Source organism: Paenibacillus sp. MAH-35, from assembly GCF_058135425.1.
Genome location: NZ_JBYUPU010000040.1, coordinates 22,544 through 44,178 on the forward strand (window position 1 = coordinate 22,544; position 21,635 = coordinate 44,178).

Here is a 21,635-nt window from a genome sequence, read left to right on the forward strand (position 1 = left end):
GTTCTAAAAAGCACGCGTAAGTTCTCGATTTATTCCTATATTGTAGATGAACGGTTCTAATCGAAGTTACAGAACAGATTTTACAGCGCATAAAATTGAGCTCTTGAGTCTGTCATTGGGCAAAATCATACAACCTATATCGTTAGTCACACTAGGATGCAGATTGTTAAAATCGTTGCCCTGGCTACACACCTCAAGTATTTTACTTCAAACCAAACTTGCTACATTCAAAATTTATGCTTTATAGTTTCAAGCTAAGTGAATACAAATAAATACTGACACTTCGTCGCGACAACGATATTTTACCATTGTTTAAAATTGCATTCCATGAAATATTCTATATTTTGTTTGTACAATCTTCTACTATCAGTAAACACCACCCGCTTGCATCAGTAAGCCTCGACCGGGATTTCCCGGGACGGCTGCATGTAAGGAACCAAGCGGATTCATCCAGATGCTTTCGCTATACGGCCTATTACACGATCGGGACAGGAGATGGGACGGAGATAACGTCCTGCTCCGTTCCGGTTGCATCCGAACGGTAGATCGCATCGATGACCGCACATACCGATTGCCCGTATTCGCCGGAATTGTCGGTTGGCCCACCGCGCTCGATATCGTCCAAAAACGCGCTCCATTGCGCCTCAAATACATCCACCGTCTCGCCCAGATCGACCTGCGTATACGTGCGATCTTCACCAGCGATCCAGAGCGAATGCGAGCCAACCAGCTTGAGCTGTCCTTCCGTTCCGATAAACTCGGTCTCGTTGACCGTCACATTGTTATACCCGCATAAGGAGATCATCGCCGATACGCCGACCGCTGTCTGCATCAACAAGCTGCCGCCTCCCTCGACATTGCCTCGCGTCCCGTAATACGTCAGATGAGCCATTACTTTCGTAATTGGCGATCCGCCAATCCATTGCAATTTATCGATACAGTGGCTGCCGAGGTTGATCACGACACCGCCGCCGGATTTCGCCTTATTCAGAAACCAGTCCGGACGCTGCGGCAAAAAGTACGGATGATGTCTACGCTCGAATATTGACACAAGCTTTCCCAACTGGCCAGAGGCGATAATCGCCTTCGCCTTGCGGTTCGCAGCATAATGATGCTGCAGTTGACCGACGGCGAGATAGACGCCGTGCTTGTCCGCCGCTATGTTCATTTCCACACATTCATCAGAATTAAGCGCCATCGGCTTTTCCATCAGCACATGGCAGCCACGCTCCATGCAATCGATCGCCGCCGTCTTATGCAAATAATGAGGTAGCGTAATGATAGCGATATCCGGCTGTAGCTCATTAACCATCGTCTTGTAGTCAGTATATGCGGCAGCTCCTGAATCGGAGGCTAATGATTGTGCCTTTTTGTAGTCAATGTCTGCTATGCCCGCCAATTCCGCACGCGTATCCAATCGCAGCACCCGGGCATGGTCGTGTGCGATTGCTCCCGCACCGACGATGACAGCTCTGAATTTGCTCATATTGTAAATTTGCTCCTCTCTCTGATCCGGAAAAGTGAAGTCACCCTGCAAAGGGTACTTTACCGATTTTGCGCCAATCTCGTTTGGAACTCGTCGGTCGTCAAGTAAGCGAGCCCGGCAACTGCGCTGCGCTCGGCAGCAGCGTGAACGCCTGTTCACGGCAGCGGCATGTGCCATCCTCGTCAGTGATTAATAAGTAATGTTCAGCTCGTCTATCCACATCGTACCTGCGGCATTTGGGTTACCGTGAGTTAATCTCACTTTCAGCTTATTCTTGTAGTCGGAAGGCGCAGTAAATGTAGTTGTCTGAGTAGCCCAAGAAGTTGACGTGAAAGTTTGATCTACCAGCATCGTATTTGTAGTTGTATCGATAATCTGAAGATTTCCGCCTGCGGTTCCGCTCACTTTACCTGCAAAACTTACCTTGTACAAAGTACTCGGACGATATCCTAACCAAACATAGGATAGCTCCTGGATTGCACCATCGCCTGAAGAATCAATCTTGAACGAATGAATCCCCGCAAATCTGTCTGTAGCGTCAATGGCTGCCTTCTCGGTATTCGTTGATGCGCCGCGTACCCAATAGCGAGGAAGTGTTGAATCCCATACGTCCACTGTCTCAAACCCGGCGTTCGCAATCTCTCCATCAGATAAAGATGGATAAGCATGGACATCATCGAATCCGACCGATGAGCCGGCAGGTGACACTGAGGAGGTGTATAGCCTGACGCGAACATCATGGCCAACTTCTGGCATTTGTATTGTGAACTCATTTCTCGCCCAACTCGTATTCGATACAATCAATTGCCCCAGATTAGTCGAGGTCGTGTAGTCATAAACTTGAGCTCTTCCGTTAACCGTTCCATATTTTTTACTTAGGAATGAGACGGTATAAGGTGTGTTTGGTTCATAATGTTCAATTCTTTGCTCTATAATTTTCCAATTTGTTCCATCTGTAGTTACGAGCAGGGAAGAATCGTTCAATCCCGTATCAGTTTCAGTCAATGCCGCTGTTGCCGATGTCGAATTATATCTCGTCCAGCGTTGCGGCAATGTAGTGTCAGACGGATCCGCCTGTTCAAAGTTGGAGTTTACAACCTTGTTTCCGCTCCATTTCGCAACTCCTGAAGCTATTACCGTCGAGCAGCCATCTGATTCGCATACTGCATTCGCAATATCTCTAACCAGGGGGTCGAATTCAGCAAAATGAGTCCAAAAATGAAACCGGTTCGTATTTGTTTTATCAGTCGTAACAAGAGGCTGCCTCGAGTTATAATACGAAAGTACCGGATCCGGAAGGCTCTTATTCCACATCACATCTGTAAACGTTCTGGTGAATTTCGCCATATCATCAGCGGTAAACACTTGCCCTTGATGATAAGCTTCCACCACTCCCGCCATAGTCAAACCGGCATGGGATATGTCTTCTTGCTTGTAGCTGGCATAATGCCCGCTGTCCCAATCGCCCATATTATCCCAATAGTTCCACAAGTAAGCATCCGTAGTCAGATTCGTATTCAGCGGATGAGGGACGACTGTGCTTTTGAAAGCGCGCAACATATCGTTTGCCCTGCTCCAATATAGCGGACGATCCAAGTCGTAGGCGGCGTCCCCTTCCGTAGCTTCATAAAGTAAGTACAGCATCTGGGCAAAAGCCAAGTACTGATTATGCGGCAGACTGCGGCCGGGGAACAACTCCGTACTGAAGCCTGCGGGGAACAGGTATACACCTGATCCGTTGTTCGCTCCATCCGTTCCGCTTATTTGCTTCCAATACGGGTCCCATTTGCGGAACAAATGATCCGCGGTAAAATCGCGGTATGTATGAGCCTTGGTCAAGTAAGCTGCATGCAGGGAAGGATCCGCAATCACTTTATTAACAAATCTTAAGACGGGAGACATGATCACCCCTTCATGCACCATATGCTCCCATTGCTGTCCAAGTTCAAAGGAATCGACCCAGATCGTGTCACCAGTAGAGCCGGAAGGAATGGACACTTCGACTATAAGATCGTGTCCGGCTTCCGGTGTCTGGAACTCACCGTTCACTGTGGTGAGCTTATCCGTGTTACCGAAGCTCCAGCTTCCGAGCGAGGTAGATGTTGTCTTGTCATATACGCGAACTTGCCCGACTGCCCCTGTAGATGCTTTGGCGCTAAAAGAAATGCCATAGTTCACATACGGTTTGTAATTATACATCTCTTGATAAATCATAGGCGCAGTCGCATCTACATGGACGAGTTCGAGGCCGGCCCCGTCACTAAAGATGGCAGAATCATTGGTGCGGTGCGCTTCTGCAAGTGTCGTTTCAGAACTTCTCGTCCATGCTGCCGCTTCCGTATGAGCTAGGCGCTTTAAAGAGATATCGTCTACGTAGCCTATTGCACCGTTGGACGATACAGGCTGTGATATTCGAATTTTAATCGCTTTTCCAATTACATCGGGCGCGGTGAATACCATTGTTCGGTTCGACCATTTGAGGCTGGAATAGGTGCTGGCGGCAAGCACAATATTGTCGGTCTCATTGAATACTTCCACAATACCGGGATAGTTCGTGTCGACAGCGCGCCCCTTATAGCCCAAAACATAAACAGATCCCGGCCTGTAGGCTATTTTCTGCTCCAACCCTTTGACAGCGGAGGCGGATGGTTGTATCGCAACTCCTCTTGTCCCGGTGTAATTGTTATTAATGCCGGTCACCAAATAGGCATCCGCAGATGTCGTACCTGACATTCGGGTCCAGCTTTGCGGGAGAGTCGCATCCGATCCGTCAAGGATCTCAAAACCGGTATTCAGTAATGCGGATACCGGGAAACTCGTGTACAACTGCAGATCGTCAAAGTAACTTGTGAACCCGGTCAAGTTCCATTTGTTCTGATACAAGCGGATCATAAGTATTTTTCCGGATGTCTCCGGCGCAGTGAATGTCAACTTGTGCGGAGCCCATGCTGTTGACCGGAAGGTAGTCGACCCGATCGTTACGCCGTCAGTTACATTATAGATTGACACAAGTCCGGACGCCTCGGTACCGGATACTTTTCCTTTGAAAGACAACGTATAAGTTTGTGACGGCAAGTAACTAATTGTTTGCTCGGCAACTTCCCAGGAAGTATTGTCGGTTGTTGTGGCCAACGAAAAGGAGCCGAAAGCCGAGTCGGTGCTGATGTATACGTTCGCCGATGTAGAAGCGGAACTTCGAGTCCAGTTGTTCGGCAGCGTCGGGTCAACGGTGTTCAGCTCCTCCATGCCGCCGTTAATAAGCGGGGAGTCCTCCAGCAATACTAGATCGTCGAAGTAACTGGTGAACCCTGTCAAGTTCCAGTTCGTCTGGTATAATCGGATTTTGATAGTTTTTCCTGCCGTGTCTGGCGCAGTGAACGATACATTTCCCGAAGACCACGACATGGATCCGACAGTTGCATAGGCCATTACCAATCCGTCCGTTGCGTTGTAGATTTGCACTCTCCCTTGAGCGGCCGTGCTGGATACCTTTCCTTTGAACGATAACGTGTAGGGTTGCGACGGTACATAGTCTATAACTTGTTCAGCGATTTTCCATGAAGTATTATCCGTTGTGACAGCCAATGAATAGAGGCCGGAAGACGATTCCGGGCTTACGTAAACATTTGATGAATTCGATCCTACTCTGCTCCAACCGATGGGTAGCGTCGAGTCCGCTGGGTTCAACCTCTCCATGCCGCCGTTTTCGACCAATGGTAATGCATCATCCAAAGCCTTGACGGACAGGTTATCAAAGAATGCCTTGTATCCGGTTTGGTCATAGCTCTGCAGACCAAGGCGAAGCTGAAGGGTGCCGCTGGACGGTGCTTTGAATGTAAACACATAGCGTTCAAACCCGACATGATGAGCTCTCGCGTAACCTATTACACTATCCGTTGATGCATTGTACACCTGTACGAGTGCTTGCGTCATTTCCGAGTCTACGCTCATGAACGATTCTACCCTGTAAGTTATGCCGGGTGTATAGCCTAGGTTCTGAACGAGCCGATTCTCGTTGATGCCGTCGCTCTCAACAACGGCGCCGGCTGATCCGCTGAATGCAGAGCCTGTGGCTGTAGAGCGGTAGACGGAGCCTGCAGCCCCTTGCACAGTCCATCCGTCCGGTATATGATCGCTGTCCGCATCCTGCTCGAATGAGCCGTATACGGCCATTTCAACCCTGGAATCAATCGACCCCTCGATCGTAAAAGTGTCGTTTTTAAGCTGGTTGTGGGCGGCTGTGTGATCTTTCCAGCCAAGAGCTCCGTCACCGTCGTGGTCTGTGGCGTTGCCGATCATTCGGTCGGTGTGGTCAACGATTTTGTCAAGCCATTTTGAATCTCCGGTAGTTTCGTACATGGTCACGTAGCTGTCGAGATAGTAGCTCTCGCCCCAGGCAAGCGAGCCGCCATTCGGATTATCGGACACGCCTCTTCCGAAATTCACGTTCTGATCCCCATTCAAAAATCGGTCCGTGCTTGTGTCCTGAGCTCCAACAAACGTTGGCGTAAGGGCGGCAGCCAGTACCATTGTGAATGCAAGTACCCTAATACACTCTGAATGTAAGCGATTCCAATTCATTAATCAATTCCTCCCTTATAAAGGATCGAAAATCGCTGTTGAGCGGATAAGGAATTAGAGGGCATGCGCCCTCCCTCCCCTAGCAAACCGTTTTTTGCTCTAGCGATTATCCGTTTCATTATTTAGGAAGTACGACAAACAAGTCCTCATCTTCGATTTCCACAGGATATCCCCTTAATTTCGTCGTTGAATCGACCAATAATTGTCCATTCGTCAGATCGAACTCCCAGCCGTGCCAAGGGCAACGCAAAATCTGATCTTCCATTCCATAGTTGTACTCGTACACAAGTGAAGGAAGTCGTGTCCCGCAAACAGGACCTTTGCATATAGCCGCCCCCTGATGAGGGCAAAAGTTGCTCCACGCATACCAGTTTCCCCGAACGTTGTACAAACCGAACTCTATTCCTTCGATTTTAAAGATCTTCTTTTTCATTTCCTGTATATCGGCTTTTTTCCCAATCCAATGCCTGCTCATTCATCTTCTCCCCAAACATTTTCGGGTGAATGCTCCGACTCCTTAGCGATTTTTTCGGCCAGGTCAACGGAAAGGTCATTCTTCCTTTCGGGTCTCGTATGCAGCCCATACAGTTCTGCTGCGGTTCCCGCCATAATACGCTGCTTCATTTCTTTCGGCATCCGCGGAAGAGCCATTCTCGGATTGTCATTATCCCAGTGCGGATAGTCTGATGAGAACATGACTGTTTTCTCTGCCTCGATCATGTGCAAAATTTGTAACAAATGCTCTGGATTGTCCGGTTCTTCGATTGGCTGCGTTGTCAGCCGGATGTGGTCCTTGATATACTCAGACGGAAAACGTTTCAGCCACGGCGTCGATTCGCGAAGAGCCTTATAGTTTTTATCCATTCTCCACATCAGGTGCGGAAGCCAGGAAATCCCTCCTTCGATAGCAACAAATTTCAGTTTCGGAAATTTCTCAAATACCCCTTCACATACGAGGCTGTTTACATGGGTCATATAGTTGGTCGGCAAAATATTATGCCATTCCATATATCGGGTAGGGTAACCTGATGGTGTTGGTGCTCCCGAGATTCCTTTCCCCTCTGTGCCGGGATGAACCGCTACGGGCAAGCCGCACTCTTGCGCTGCGTCGTAGATCGGATGATAGAAACGTTGTCCATAAGGCATGCGCGCAGCGCTTGCCATAAGCACTTGAACCATACTCGGATTGGATGCGAGTCGTCGAATCTCTGCAGCAGCCGCCACTGGATCAGAGGCGTTTACGAAGATGGAACCCCTGAATCGTGGGCTGACATTCAACCACGTGTCGACCATACGGTCGTTGCAAGCAGCAGCCAGTACATTCCCATAGTCCGGATCCGGATCCAGTGAAAGGCCCAGAACACCGGATCCGGTGAGAATGGCGTAGTCAATACCGTAACGATCCATATGATCGCTGATTAGAAACTGTGGGTCGCTACCTGGAGCCCCCCCTTTGTCCGTAACCGCATCCTTGCGGTTTGTACCAATGGACGAATAATACTGTGCGCCATAGGGCAGGCCTACATCGCGATATCGATCATGCCACGCTTTTGGCAAATATGGCAGCAAGGAGCCAATTTGGTTATGAACATCCGTATCGATCAGGACAGGTGTGTCATTCATTGTCATAAATCCTCCTAAGTGTAACTCATGCCATTCATTATTTTAGCCGGTTGATTGGATATTAAGGTTGATGTTTTGTCGCGACACCGATATTATAGCGTTGATATGGACTGCCATTCCATGAATTATCCTATATTCTATTTGTACGATCTTCTACTCAAAAGATAGAATCTTTTTGGAGGAATAGGACTATGAAACTGCTCCATGCTATGTCCGAATTTGACATTACTGTTACTAAGCTGGAATACGTCGTTGAAGTGCAATCGAAAAAATCTGTGGAAGTCTATTCTACTCCAGCTCCGGTCAATAGGAACGAATATGTGCTCTCTCTGACTACTCAAGGATTGACAAACTACAGTATTTCCGACCAGCAGTACACCATCTCCAAAGGGCACGTATTGTTTTTCCCAAGATACTTGCCCCGCAGCAGAGTCATGGAAGAATCGGATCAATGGAGACATATCGTTGTTGTGTTCCAGCTTCAGTTCGGGGGAGAGACGGATAAAGCTGCACTCGATCAATTAAATCATGTATTCAAAAATCTGGATCAAACCCGGATCGCTTTCGTGTTTCAAGAGCTTCTTCGGGCTTGGGCGGGAAAACAACCCGGTTATTTGATTCGGTGCCGCAGTCGCATTATGGACATTTTGCATTTATTAATTGTCGATTCGCAGGAACACAAAACGTCTCACCTGCGGATGGTGGAAATGCTGATTGGACTTATGGAAGCAAGCGAAGAGACATTTTATTCAATTGAGGAGTTGAGCCGTGAAATTGGTATCAGCTCATCCTATTTATGCCTGATATTCAAAAAAACGACAGGTCTTACGGCGATTCAATACCAAAACCGAATCAAGATTGGCAAAGCGATCGATTTACTGCGAAGTGGGGAATACAACATTACCGAAGTAGCCGACCGGCTGGGCTTTAAAGATATTTATTATTTTAGTCGGTTATTCAAAAAAATTACGGGAACCCCTCCTTCCTCCGTCATGAAAAAAATATAGAACGTCCGGAAAATGAAAGGGACCGATTTATTCAGCAAAGTGAGGCTGAATCAACGGTCCCTTATACGCATACAATCAAAGCTGCGGCTGGAAAGCAAATTTAAAAAAATATGACCTGCTACCTGCAGGCAACGCCAAATCTGTACTCAGTGCTGGCTGTTAGCGGATTTTGATTGTCTGCAACTGGAATCCATATAACAGCTTCCTGAAGTTGACTGTCGGCAGATGCGCTTACAAACTCCGCATCCCCGGAAGCGTTAACTCCCAAAATACGAATGCTGCGCCGTGCTCGCTCCCAATGATTAATTTCCTCGCACGTCATAAAAACGAAACCGTAGTTGCTGGCCATTTGTATCACTTTACGCAGTGTTTCTCTAACATGGGAGTGATTATGTATATGAACTGGGTGGAATAAGAAATGAGCGAGCCCCTTCACCTTCATTGTTTCCTCAAGGAACGAGGCAAGAACAATGCCGTCGTCAAGCAAGGAATGATCCAGATGATCCTGGATTAAGAAACCCATTTCCAGCACATCGTAGAAACGATTTTTTTCGTCTGAATAAGCAATCGGAAAGTAAGGATGGCACGTTCCGAACAAGTAGCCAACATTGCCCTTTTTGCTAGGTCCTCGAGTCTGATCGGCTTGTATTCCTTGACGCTCGCACCAACGGAACAATTCGCCCCATCCTTCGAATCGGGTGTAATGATTCTTGTTGGATATGCAATGCTCCAGTCCAGCGGCCCGCTTCAGCCAATCGGTCTGGCGCGCCAATTCCTGCTCGTCCCACTTGCCGTTCTGATCTTCCATTGCGTTATAATGGAGAGCCAGCTCATGACCTTCCGCAAGCAACCTTTCATAGATAGGAGCACTGTAGCCCGGCTCCAACATGCACCAGGTACTGCGCACATTACACTCCTTCAAGACGTCAAGGGTCGTAACGGCGGACTCGTCGACGTTTCGATCGCTATCATGAGAGATCATGGCTACATGCTCGATTCCATTTGGCCAATATCCGACGAACGGCAAGGTTAGTTGCAGCTTTACCGTTTCCCGCAGTAAATGACTAATGAAGGCTTCTTTCCAAAGGTCGGAATAAGGATGAGGGAAATAAGCGGCGCCCGTCGTCGTTTTAACCCGGTCCATATCCCAATCCAACTCGAAGCTGTCATCAGCTTTTAACAAGCGGTCATCGATCGATGCCGTTCCGTCCGGAGCGGGGAAACCGTCCTGGGTGACCGGCTTTGTCCCTTGTTGCAAGCCTACCCATGTGGCAGGCAGATTTACAGACCAGCGATGGAGAGCACCGCGGCCAACAAGGAAACTTTGCATCGCGGCGCCTAATCCTTTACATTTCGACGAAGTACATGACCGAAGAACGCCGAAGGACGATGTGTCCGAAGCTGAAGTTCGGACTACGTCCCATGACGTGGATTCGAGATAACGAAGCGGTCGCGAGTCTCCCAGGTAATCCGGAAGCGACGCGTAGCCGGGACCGGTTGTCGGACCAATCTCGCAGCCCAATCGTTCGGCGAAGCGGCTTAATCCGGCGAACGAAATCAGCAAGCCGCCGTTTTCCGAATAGTTCCACAGGGATTCCTGAGCGGATAAATCGGCAGCTAAAGGTTCAAGCCCTACAATAACGACATCGCACGAACCAACCTCATCCGCCGATTGTAGGAAGCGGAAGGGGATTCCCACGTGCTCCAAAACTTCGACAACAAATCCTTCAAATACGTTTTCCGATTTGGCCCATCGTGCTTGCGCGGCTTCGTTATCAAGCAATACGCCTATATTTGCCAATTTATTCATGCAGTCTCCTCCAATGAGCGGTTCCTTATTCCGTTCATTTTAATAAAGGAAGCGATTGCACTGCCATGAATAAATCTTTATTTTTTTTGTACAATCCTCCACTCCGTCAGATTGCAGCTTCCTAAATGGAACAGCCTTTTCGCAGGTCAAACGTTGACGTCCGGGCAATAATTGAAAAGCATCTGCCGGCAGTTGCCGCATGGCGGGAGCAGGCCGTTCAGGGCTTTGTCGTGGGCGGCCACAATCGTGTCAAACTCCCGCTCCCCCGCGGTTATGGCGGCGCCGATCGCAATATATTCCGCACAAGAGCCATGAATACCATCACAGTTGACGCCGAGTTATACGTTGCCGTTTTTACAGCGGATCGCTCCACCGACCGTATGGTTGTATACTCCGTCGTCAAAGTTTTTTGCTAATACTTCCAGGGCCGATGCTATCAGCTCATGGTCGCTTTGCGTTAATGGATATGTTTTCGTGTTAATCTCCTCCAAAACCTGTCATTGCCAAATCATATAATAATCTCTAGCGGACAAATCATTCACATGTTTCTAACAGGCAGTTGAAAGGTAGTCTGCTCCGGTCCCGGATAAAAACCAAGTCGATAGTACAACGACTCCGCAGAATTCCCTACCGTCACGAAAAGTCGAAGCACCTCAAATTCCGCTTTCAGCACCGTAAGCGCCTTTTTCAGCATCATTGTGGCGAGTAGCCTGCTCCGATAACGAGGGATTACCGCAATGTTGTACACCAATGGAAGGTCTTCCCACATCGAAATCAAACAGACGGCAACGATTTCGTTACTCGACTTATCGGTAACAAGGGTGGATGCTGTTTTCAGCAGATCGGCCTGATTTGCTTTGAAGTAATGCTCGAGTGCCGACTTTTGTTGCTCTATCGAATTTTCTGTCGGATATCCAATGCAGTCAGCGTTAGCGTAGCATGCGTATAACATTTCGGCAACTAGATCGATCTGTTCCGCACCGGGAGTCGAAATAACAAGTTCTCCCCCCACTCCGGTTGCTCCATCAACTCCGTCGGCCTGATCATGACGCGTCTGCACTCGGACGGCCAGAAGCCTAAACGTAAAAAGTGCTCGGTTTGATAGGGTAATATCCCGTACGCTTGTATAGGTTTGTTCAGTTCGGAACAGCTAATCAAAAATCGCTTCAAGGGGATCAAAACACGAAAGAGATCTACATATGGCGGCACTATGAACAGTGAGGATAATGCATTGGGTTCCAGGCATACCCCGCCTATTCGCTGCTTCTTTAAGGTAATCCAGTAACAAGGGGCGTTCTCTCTGAAAATAGATACCCGCCTCTCCCAGCTTTGCCTGAAAAATATGTTTTCTCGATACGTGGTGTAATGGATGGCAAATTCTCTCGGATCTGCTTTCGTGATCTCTATCTCTTTATCTAAAACATAGTACGATTCCAGAGTCATAGCGTAACCCTCTTCCGGTTTTTGCACGTTTTCATCCATTTTATCAAAATAAGCAAGCTCGCTTGGGGTGAAATATGGATTTAATCAAACTGCCCTATGACCCAATTTGCTATTTCTAAGTAACAGTGCTATTCCAGAACCGTTACTCCATCCCGCTTCAGGATAACCCGGGGTCGTGTGCAATTTTTCTTTTGCGCCGATCCGCTCTTATTGTTCAACCCTCGCCGTAACGATCCTATAGTAGTTTGTTACTTTTAACCCTCTCGCTGTTGCGTTCTTTCTGAATATTTTCTCAACACCGGGTAAGCACTCCTGCCATACGAACTCCTTTAGCTTCGCATTTTGACCGAAACATTTCTTTATTAAAACGTCTTCAGGGGTAGACAAATATTCGGTTTCTTCAATCATTTGAATCTCGATCAGATTCAAATGGTTTTCTTTAAGTTTGAGCGTGCTGACAAGAGGCTGCATATCGTAAAGGTTGTGCGTAAAGGGCGTGTAAAGCCCCGGAAAAAGCTCTCGAAGTCCTCCATCCGTTTCGCCATGAAGGAATAACAGAGCAATTCCTCCCGGTTTAATGACCCGGTTCCCTTCTCGGTTCCCGTCACTTTGAAACAACCACGGCCCTTTTTTGGTATAGACCAAATCGAAGGAATCGTCAGGAAACGGCAAACCGTTGTTCACATCAACTGTCATAAAATGGACCGAATCCGCCGGCTTGATTTGGTTCGCTTTCGCAATAAAGCTGTCTCTAATATCGATTCCAACAACCGTTTTGGCGTGAGCCGCAAATTGACATGTAAATTCACCATGCCCGCAGCCAACATCAAGAATCCGGGAGTCGCTCGTCAAATAGGATACTATTTTTTGTGTGAAGATCGTCTCGGCGGTCGGCTCATCAAACTCTGACTTCCAAGGATATTTGTATTCTCCATGTTCTTGATCCAGATTCCTGTACCATTCCGGGCTATGTGGTGGGACCCATGCGGGGTGCTGCATCGGATTTGGGAATACGATCATCTCGATCTTATTTTCGCTCACGCGTTACACTCTCCTTTATTAGTGATGCAACATCCTCTATAAACGAAATGTAAACATTCGAAGCTTCACATCCACTCACCATTTTCCATTAATGGTAAATGATTTTGCGGAATCCTACAATCCTTGAGGTGGATTTATATGGACAACACGCCACTATAGGTCTCGGAAGCTTCTTTCGGAAGTTTCACTTCCGTTATCTGCTGCTCGAAGCAGGATATCCGTGAATAGCGGAACATTCAGTTCCGTTATTTCCAATAGAATCGCTTCTCACCGCTAAAAAATCCATAATAAAGGAAACCAAACTTCCGCTCTCGTACGAAAGCTGCGTATAATTCACAAATAGAGGAAACCATACTTCCGCTGTGTGCGAACAGTTCTTCCAACCGCACACTTCCAAGTCCAATCCGGCTGACCGATGACGCCCCGCTATGGCGGCCCCGGATGGATCGTGGTTCAAAAATCTGCTTGATCCGAGGTCCATCCACACCACAGGCTCCCTTCCAGCATACGGCCGCCACACTATCGTAAACCAAGCTGGACCGCTCACCGCTAACACGAGGAAATACCCTACCAATAAGAAAAACTTCTAAACGAAGCCGTAACCTCGATGAATGACCTCGCGTAAGTGTTAAAAAAAGCCGCTGTATAAGCGGCTGCACAACGAATCATTGGGGTACCTCTAAACGCTTGGACTAGCGAGATCACGCGTTACTTGTTCCACAGCCCCGGCGTTATTAGCATCTCCGGCAAATCGCGGAATTCGCTCTCGATCTTGTTCCTCGTTCGTTCCGACAACGGCTTCCCGGAAATCAGCCTGACGTTGTCATCCAACTGCTCCGGACGCTCTGCGCCGACGACAATTCCGTTCACGCCGTCCGTATCGCGAACGTAACGCATCGCCAGCTCGGCGATCGATATCCCTTCCTCCTCCGCGATCTCAACCAATTGCCCAAGCGCCCCCCGAGCCATCGATCGAAGCGGTTCCGGCAAGTCGTCAGCCTGACGAAAAAACAAACCTTGCAGAAACACGCTGCGGGCAACTACCCACTTGCCGTCTGCACGAAACCGGGATAAAGCCCCGCACTCGACGGCCCGCCGGTCCCATAGATGGAGCGGCAGCTGGATCACCTCATAGATGTCTTCCCGCAGCAACTGCCCGCAGTACGCAAATTGTACGTCCGAATTCGCTCCGAACGACACCCCGGCCCTCTCGATCAACTGATCCCGGCGCAGTGTTGTTAAAATCTCGGTTACCGCGCTTCCGTAAATTTGCAGCAGAATCGGATCGTGAATCATCAGCGCCGGAAGTGTCTTCACCCGAAGCCGTTCCAGTATCGTTTCGACACGCTCTGTCAACTGCTTCTCCAACCCGGCCCGGTCCAGCTCCAGATCGGCTTTTACCTTCGACACGAGAAACGGCGCAGGCTTCCCTTCGAAATAACGTCCCAGCTTGAGCTCGGCATCGCCGTATTCCAAAGCCGTGTCGAAGCAGTTGATTCCGAGCTCCACACATCGGTCCAGCAGTGCGTCGGCTTCAACGTTCTCCGTCCGGTTGGCGATGCCGTAGCCGGAAATGCCGAGCTGCGCCGTGCCCAGCATCAGCTTGGATAACTGCTGAAACTCTGCCTTCCGCATCGATCCTACGCCGGATTCCATATCCTTTTTCCTCCATCCTCCACGTTCAAGTTTAACCAGGCCCCTCACCGGCGCCCTCATTTTCTACCTGGGGCTCTCTCTTCTACGTGCTTCCAAGTCCCAAAACAGTTCTCGGCGATTGCCGATCTTTATTACTTCTGACATTTGCATATCTCTCCCATCCATTTGAATGGTCCTGCAAGTCGATCCGGCTTCACGTTCCTCTTACAGCCTGTACGGATCCGTGGTTCCGATGTGACCGAATCAAGGCATCCGCTACATACAGCGGGTAGATGCCATCCTCCAGCGTACTGACCGGTTCGGCGCCGGTTCGCAAAATGTCGACGATATGTTCTACCGCTTTTTGCATATTGCTCGTGTGGGCAAGTAAGTTACGCTCCTCCCGCTTCAGCGTCAGATGGTATCCTTGAATCGAGGCATGCCCGGCTGCGGAATAAAAGCGGATTTCATCGCCTGTCCGAAGCAGCTCGATCTTGCCCTTTTCAAAAAACAGATCCATCTCGAACATGAGAAAATTCCGGTCGTCGAATGCCTCTGCATACCCGGGAACGCCGTTCGTGAGCGAAAAGAGAAAGGAAAACGTCGGATCGCCCCTATTGTCCATGTTCGTCGGGACTTGCCTGACGACCTGAACGCGATCGATCTCTCCGGCTGCATACCGAACAAGATCAAATAGATGGGAGCCGATGTTGTGCACGCCTCTCGTATACCGCAGATGCAGGTTGGTCAGCTTGCCGAACTCTTCGGATTGCACGGCTTGCCGAATTTGGCGCGCCCCGTCGCTCCATCTTCGCGACAGATTAACTATTACGGTTCGCCGGTGGCGCTTCGCGAGCGCAGCAATCTCCTCTGCTTCCGCAACGCTGGTCGCGACCGGTTTTTCCAAAAACAGTACGGGTGCAGCCGACCGGGACATCACGGTCTGAAGCAGCTCGAAACGAACGTGCTCCGGGGTGCAGATGCTGATCACATCAAGCCGCTGTTCGTCCAGCATCGCTCCCAAATCCATGTAATATTTCGTATCCGGAGCTACAAGGGCAAGCTGATCGCCTTGCTCTTGCCGAACGCCCACGGCGGCTGACAATTCTATATCGGGGTTCATCCGGTAAGCCAGCGCATGGCTTTGCGGCAAATGTTTCCGCGGGATGTCCGACTTCAGTCCAATAAAGCCCAGTCCGATTACGGCTGCTCGATATTTGTTCATGGCCGCTCCTTATCATGTTTTACCCTATAAGATGGTCATACCTCTTATCTCCGCCTTGCAGCTGTAGCCTTTTCCGGTCATGGCGACTTCTCACCGGATGCTCTGCCGGACGGCTTCAGCCGCGTACTGCTTGTTGCGATCGTCGATCAACTGCCGGCCGCCCATGTCGAGCCAGCGACCCACGATACCGTCCCAGCTGTCGACGGGAATTTCGCCGTTGTACACTCTGACCTTCTGCTCGCTCAGATAAGCGTTCAGGTCGTTCAGCTTCGGGAACGACTCCCATTGGGTCGTGTCGAAAAACACACCGGAGTCGATAGGCTCGAACCTTGGCAGCCGGTTCATCTGCTCCCTCTTCAGGTTGTACTCCCCGGAAACCCAGGCGTTGACCGGCCATACCGGCTTACCCGGCCAGTTGATGAATACCGTTTTGTATTTGGCGTAATAGTTCGCTTTGGCCAGGTCGGTTTTGTCCTCCGCGATAAATTCGACCATGCCTCCCGGCGCTGTCGTGTAATTGTCGCCCTCGATGCCGAAGTAGGTCAGCATATTCCCTTCGTAAGTTCCCTGGTAGTCGAAATATTTCATAACAGTTTCAGGATCGGCGTTTTTCTTGAAAATGACCCACACCGAATGAGCGATAGGAGCGGCAGGCAACCGATTGATGCCATATGGGCCCTCCAACACGACGGGGAGGTAACTGTAGTCCGGGACGGACTTCCTGAGTATCTCGCCTGCGTTGACGATCGTCCCCGAAAACGTGGCAGCTACCGAGCCCGCCTTGTTGCCGGCGATCAGCTCCTGCTGCTTGGCTGCCGACGACAAGAGCATATCCGACCACAAGTATCCTTTCTTGTTCCAGTCGACTAGCCGGGCCAACAACGCTTTGTAGCCGGGGTGAAGCTCCGGGGGCATTAGTCTGCCGTCGGCGTCCTGCCACCAGCCATTCGCCTGCGGAAGGAAGCTCGGACCGAATACGCTTTCCAGCATGCCAAGCGCACCGCCCGAAGCGACGGCCAGAGGAACTGTGTCGGGCATTCCGTTCCCGTCCGGATCGCGTTCCTTGAACGCTTGTAACACACGCTCGTATTCGTCTATTGTGTTCGGGACTGGAAGCTGCAGCTTTGCGAGCCAGTCAGCCCTGATTTGCAGCGCATAAAGCGTAAGGAGCCCGTTCTCGATCGGGATGCCGAGTATGTTCCCTTCGTAGGTCGCTCTCTCGAACGCTTCAGGGACAACGTTTTTTTTCAAATTCGGACCATATTTGTCCAGCAAACTGTTCAGGGGTAAAATGAGGCCTTCGTTAAACGCCTGCACCGCTTCGGATATAGACAATTCGGCGAAATCCAACTGCTCGCCGGAGGAGAGCATCCTATTCCGCTTCGACTTGCACGGTCCGCCGGCCCCTCCATCCGAGAAGACGATCCGGACATCGGCGCCTGTTTTTTCCAGAATCAAGTCGTGAACCCGTCTCTCCTCGGCCGTTTTCCGGTCGAAGGACGGATTGCAGTTCAGCCCGACGATTGGGGTGCCCGGATTGTGCGGTTGGCCTTCGTTCGATCCGTCCCGCTCCGGAACGGGCGAATCGCAGGCGGACGCAGCGATGGCGAGAACCGGGAGCATAGCGGCAAGCGCGGATCTGATCCATAGGCGCAATCTCATCGTTTCAAGCCTCCTCTGCTCCGTAAGACGCCGCGACCATCAGGCGGCAAGCGGTTGTGTCTACTTGGCTTTAAGCTCCTGAAGCTTCTTCGCCGCGGTTTCTTCCGACAGCCGCAAAGCGGTATTCAAATCGATCTCGCCTTTCATAACCTGATTCATATTAGCCACATACAGATTCGAGATCGGGATTTCGTACACGCTCTTATACGGGACCTCGGCCAGTTTATTATAGAAATAGGAGCCCCAATTTTTATCCTTATACTTCGTATCCTGTCCGAATTCTTTCCTGACGTCCATATTTTTCAGGACCGGCATAAAACCCTTTCTAGCGATTTCCGTCTGGAACTCGTCCGAACTGAGATGCTTCAGCATTTCCATTGCGGCATCCGCCGTATTTTTGGTTTTCGCCATCCGCGTAATGCCGAAATATTGGGTATAGGGCTGACCCCCTACGCCCGGCAAATCCTGGAACGGAGGCATCGCTACCCAGTCCCAGTTGAATTTGCTCAATTGGTCGCCGCGGCTGTTGGCCGCAAAAGCGGTAATGCCGCCGAGCATCGCAACCTGTTGATCGATGAAAAAACCGTTCAGCACGTCGTGCTTCTTCAAGTAATCCTGAACGCCGGGCACTTCGGTCGGGGCGATGAGCAAGGTCTGGTAAAATTTCTTCCATCGTTCGTCCCGGTTGATGGTGGGCGTGCCCGTTTTTTCATCGACAAGCGGAATAGAAAGCGGATTCATATATAACATGTAATTAACAAACGGCGCATAGCCGATATAGCTTATCTCCCCCTCGGTTCTTGTCAACTTGCGAGACAGATCGTAGAGTTCCCCCCAGGTTATGCCGTCTTTCGGATAAGGGACGCTGAACTTATCGAGAATATCTTTGTTGTACATGATTCCTATCGAATCGGTTACGACGGGAAGCGCATATATGCCGTAGCTTGAAGCTCTGACGCCGCTAATGACCGACGGGTCGTACCGGTTGAGATCGACCTTGTGCTGCTTGATCAGATCGGACATGTCGAATTGCAAATTGTAAGAGATGAATTCGTCCTCGAAGTAACCGACATTGGCGAAATAAACATCGTAGTGCGTACCGGCGGCGAGCATGCTGGCGACGTCCATCCCTTTTCCCGTGTTTTGGATATACTTGATCGTATACTGGGGAAATTTCTTTCTCAGGCTGTTGCCGTACCGATTGTCGAAATCGGCCGGCGTCATGCCGTTTTGGGCATAAAATACAACTTCGACGGGCTCCTTGTTTTTTCCTTCCTCCGCTTTACCCTTGTCCCCATTGCCGCTCTCGGTCTTGTCTCCGCCTGTTGCCCCGCCGCTGCCGCAGCCGGCAAGCAGTGCAATAGCGAGCAGCGAGAAAGGTACCGTTTTTAACCGTCCCCTCATGAAAAAACCTCCCTATTTCCATTATTCTCTTCGATCCCAGCCCCGGGCGCCGGAATATCCTCAACCTACTCCAAAGAGCGCCAGCCGTTCAATCACAAAATATTAATATCGTTGAATTGTACCGTCGCCGAGGCCTGTTACAACGAGTTGAATATTGTCACACAACGTAAAACCGTCCGGTTCCCGGTCGGTCCTCTGGTGAGCAAGCCCCTGCGTATCGAAATTCCTGCCCCAAACATAAAAAAGCCGACAGCTAGGCGGTCGGCGGGTATGATACTCCATCGGGCTAGTTGTCGGCGGCTTGCGGCTCCTGCTCCCGCTTGCGGTTGAATAGGAGCTCCCGGTATTCGGAAGCCGTAATACCGGTGTACTGCTTGAACACTTTGGCGAAGTAGCTGTTGCTGTTAAAGCCGGAACGGGTGCCGATGTCGGCGATTTTCGTCCGGGTGTCGGACAGCACCGCTTCGCTTCCTCGATGCGGTATTCGTTCAAATATTCGACCGGGGTCCGGTTGTATCTCTTCTTGCAAACGGTAATCAGATGCTGCTTCGTAATGCCGAGATGTTCCGCCATCTCGTCCAGCGAGAAATTAACTGTATAGTGGTTGGCGACATAATCCCGGATTTTGCCGGCATAATCTTTCGTCTCCTCGGCATAATCGCGGTAACTGTGGAATTTGGCGAAGACGAACTGCTTGGCGGCGGTAACGTTCATAATGCCTTTATCCGTAATCAGCCGGTTCAGCTCGTTCAGAAACGAGAGACTGTTCTGGCCGAACAGACGGAGCAGCAGCGAGACGACTTGATAAAAGTTGAGATTATACTCTACGACGGTCAACTGTTCGGAGAACAGGACGTTCAGCGTCTCCGCGAAACTCCGCTCGTTCTGCTGCCGGATCGCCAGCTCCAGCTCCTCGATGGCAGGAGCTTTTAATGGAGCCTCGTAGTCCATCGGCAGCTTGTTGTAGCAGTACAACCGGCTGTCCGTCGTATAGATCCGGCCGATATTATAGGCATACATCGCTTCGATATAAGATTTATGAATATTGTCCAGGGAGTGGATGCCGCCGATGCTGATCACGGTCGACTCCAACTGCTTGGCGTCGAGGACGAGCAGCAGCTCGGTTACGAACCGGTTCGCATCCCCGTGCTCCAATTGAATCAGCGCTAAGCCGTCCCCGTTCGGTTCCCGGAACAGTTCGGCCCGGAACGATGCGGTCAAGCGGTTTTCCAGACTTTGCATAAGCGTCGCCGTTGCATCCGCGGACTTCTCGCCGTCTTCTTGCGGTGTTGGAGTAATAAGAGCAACGACGAGGCGGGACGACAGATCGCGTATCAGCCTCTCCGTATGAGGATTCAGGGCAGTCTCCCCTAGAATCAGGCGGCGCAGCTGCGATTTTCTGAGCAGCTCTTCGCTCTCCGCGACCCGGGAGACGATGCTGCGGAACGGCTTATACAACTCCCGCGCACCGATCACGATGAACAAGGCCACGAGGGCGATGATCGCGAAGACGACGGTTAACACTTTGTTTTTGAGGACGGTAACGTCCTTGTACAGCAGCTCTGTATGGACTTCACCGACTAATTCCCAATTGAAGGCGCCGAGCTTATGCCGATTGATCCGGATATTCGAGTCGTCACGATTCATACCTGACATCGGTTTACCTATATGTTCCTTATCCCGGTGGTACATGATCGTTCCGCCCGCATCGGTCAAGTAGTAGTTGTTCAGCTCCGTATTGACATTCAGCTCACTCAAGAAGGAATTGTATATTTTATCCAAGTCTACATTGAATATAAAGTAGTTCGGATCTCTTTGCTGTCCGGGGAGTTTCTGGACGATGGATACGAATGGCCTGCCTTGCCGGGAATGTCCGTTCTTGAGCTCGAACTGGTACAAAGGGAGCTCGGGAGCTTGCGAGACGATCCAGGGGACGCTGCTCCGCTCAGGATTACGATCGATCCCGTAGTTCGATATGAGCAGCGACTGGTCGCGGCCGTTATACAGCATGTATTCCACAATAAATGCATTGGCGTACAGAAGCTTGTTGAGCTCGGACCATGCTTTCCACTGATCCGTCGCCGTCTGCAAGTTGGCGAATCGCGTATCGGCTGCCGTTGCGCTCGCGAAGTCTATAATTTGCTGCAGCGTCCGTTCCATCAGCGTTCCAGTGCGGATCAGCTCGGTCTCGTTTTTCGAATCGACCAATTGGACGGTTTGCTTCATAATCAAGTTCGTATTGTAAGCGCTTGAAAGAAGAGCGGGTATGACGGACACCACGACGAGCACGATGGCCACCCGGTACAAATAGGAGCGGGCATCCCGTTTCAACACCGATTCCCCCTTGTTATGTTTGCTTATTTGAATTCGCGAAACGAATATACAATCCTGCCGCGGCTCCTGCCGAACAAAATACCAAACAAAAAAAGAGCCGAAAGAACCACGCTCCTCCACAATCGTATCCGCAGAACTATATTAGAATCTCGTACGGGTCTTGCTCTCCGCCCTTTACATAACGGATCGGCCGGATTGTTATCGTATTGCCGGATCGGTGTGTTGAGACTGTTTCCGTCCGTATGCTCATCTCTTTGAATCCAATACGTTTCATTTACTCAATTAGTAATATGGTATGACCTCTTAGTCGTGTCTAATGATCCCCTATTAAGTTGCAAGAGTTTTGCATCACTCGTACGCTCACTGTCGGACCTTGCCGGAGGA

At 50.1% G+C, this 21,635-nt stretch carries 13 protein-coding genes; 1 reads left to right on the plus strand and 12 read right to left on the minus strand.

Annotated elements, in window-relative coordinates:
* Positions 1-475: 475 nt before the first annotated feature.
* The 4 genes from AC3Y2E_RS28020 to AC3Y2E_RS28035 all read right to left on the minus strand — a co-directional run bounded on the left by AC3Y2E_RS28020 (position 476) and on the right by AC3Y2E_RS28035 (position 7,690).
* Positions 476-1,486, minus strand: coding sequence for a Gfo/Idh/MocA family protein (locus AC3Y2E_RS28020; RefSeq protein ID WP_379216371.1), 1,011 nt, complete (start codon positions 1,484-1,486; stop codon positions 476-478).
* Positions 1,487-1,675: 189 nt separating this feature from the next.
* On the minus strand, positions 1,676-6,067 hold the full coding sequence (locus AC3Y2E_RS28025; RefSeq protein WP_379216373.1) for a carbohydrate binding domain-containing protein: 4,392 nt from the start codon (positions 6,065-6,067) through the stop codon (positions 1,676-1,678).
* 118 nt (positions 6,068-6,185) lie between these two features.
* Complete coding sequence (locus AC3Y2E_RS28030; RefSeq protein ID WP_379216376.1) at positions 6,186-6,542, minus strand: Rieske (2Fe-2S) protein; 357 nt, start codon at positions 6,540-6,542, stop codon at positions 6,186-6,188.
* Positions 6,539-7,690, minus strand: coding sequence for an amidohydrolase family protein (locus AC3Y2E_RS28035; protein WP_379216378.1), 1,152 nt, complete (start codon positions 7,688-7,690; stop codon positions 6,539-6,541). The genes AC3Y2E_RS28030 and AC3Y2E_RS28035 overlap by 4 nt, the downstream gene beginning before the upstream one ends.
* 191 nt (positions 7,691-7,881) lie before the next feature.
* Between AC3Y2E_RS28035 and AC3Y2E_RS28040 the strand changes: the two genes are divergently transcribed.
* Complete coding sequence (locus AC3Y2E_RS28040; protein WP_379216380.1) at positions 7,882-8,697, plus strand: helix-turn-helix domain-containing protein; 816 nt, start codon at positions 7,882-7,884, stop codon at positions 8,695-8,697.
* A 118-nt stretch (positions 8,698-8,815) separates the two neighbouring features.
* Here the strand turns inward: AC3Y2E_RS28040 and AC3Y2E_RS28045 are convergent, their stop codons facing one another.
* The 8 genes from AC3Y2E_RS28045 to AC3Y2E_RS28080 all read right to left on the minus strand — a co-directional run bounded on the left by AC3Y2E_RS28045 (position 8,816) and on the right by AC3Y2E_RS28080 (position 21,251).
* Positions 8,816-10,507 (minus strand): polysaccharide deacetylase family protein, encoded by a 1,692-nt coding sequence (locus AC3Y2E_RS28045; RefSeq protein ID WP_379216382.1) that lies wholly within the window; start codon positions 10,505-10,507, stop codon positions 8,816-8,818.
* Positions 10,508-11,045: 538 nt separating this feature from the next.
* A complete protein-coding gene (locus AC3Y2E_RS28050; RefSeq protein WP_379216384.1) occupies positions 11,046-11,519 on the minus strand; it encodes a GNAT family N-acetyltransferase in 474 nt (157 codons plus the stop codon).
* Between the two features lie 638 nt (positions 11,520-12,157).
* The gene (locus AC3Y2E_RS28055) at positions 12,158-12,991 is read right to left on the minus strand and encodes a class I SAM-dependent methyltransferase (protein ID WP_379216387.1); all 834 of its coding nucleotides are present in this window, start codon (positions 12,989-12,991) and stop codon (positions 12,158-12,160) included.
* Positions 12,992-13,699: 708 nt separating this feature from the next.
* Entirely contained in the window at positions 13,700-14,647 is a 948-nt protein-coding gene (locus AC3Y2E_RS28060) for an aldo/keto reductase (RefSeq protein WP_379216389.1), read from the minus strand.
* A 193-nt stretch (positions 14,648-14,840) separates the two neighbouring features.
* Positions 14,841-15,851, minus strand: a complete 1,011-nt coding sequence (locus AC3Y2E_RS28065; protein WP_379216391.1) for a Gfo/Idh/MocA family protein — start codon at positions 15,849-15,851, stop codon at positions 14,841-14,843.
* Positions 15,852-15,941: 90 nt separating this feature from the next.
* Positions 15,942-17,513 carry a type 2 periplasmic-binding domain-containing protein gene (locus AC3Y2E_RS28070; RefSeq protein ID WP_379216393.1) on the minus strand — a complete coding sequence of 524 codons (1,572 nt, stop codon included), beginning with the start codon at positions 17,511-17,513 and terminating at the stop codon, positions 15,942-15,944.
* 60 nt (positions 17,514-17,573) lie between these two features.
* Entirely contained in the window at positions 17,574-18,917 is a 1,344-nt protein-coding gene (locus AC3Y2E_RS28075) for an ABC transporter substrate-binding protein (protein ID WP_379216395.1), read from the minus strand.
* 102 nt (positions 18,918-19,019) lie between these two features.
* Entirely contained in the window at positions 19,020-21,251 is a 2,232-nt protein-coding gene (locus AC3Y2E_RS28080; protein WP_483875104.1) for an AraC family transcriptional regulator, read from the minus strand.
* Between the last annotated feature and the right edge of the window lie 384 nt (positions 21,252-21,635).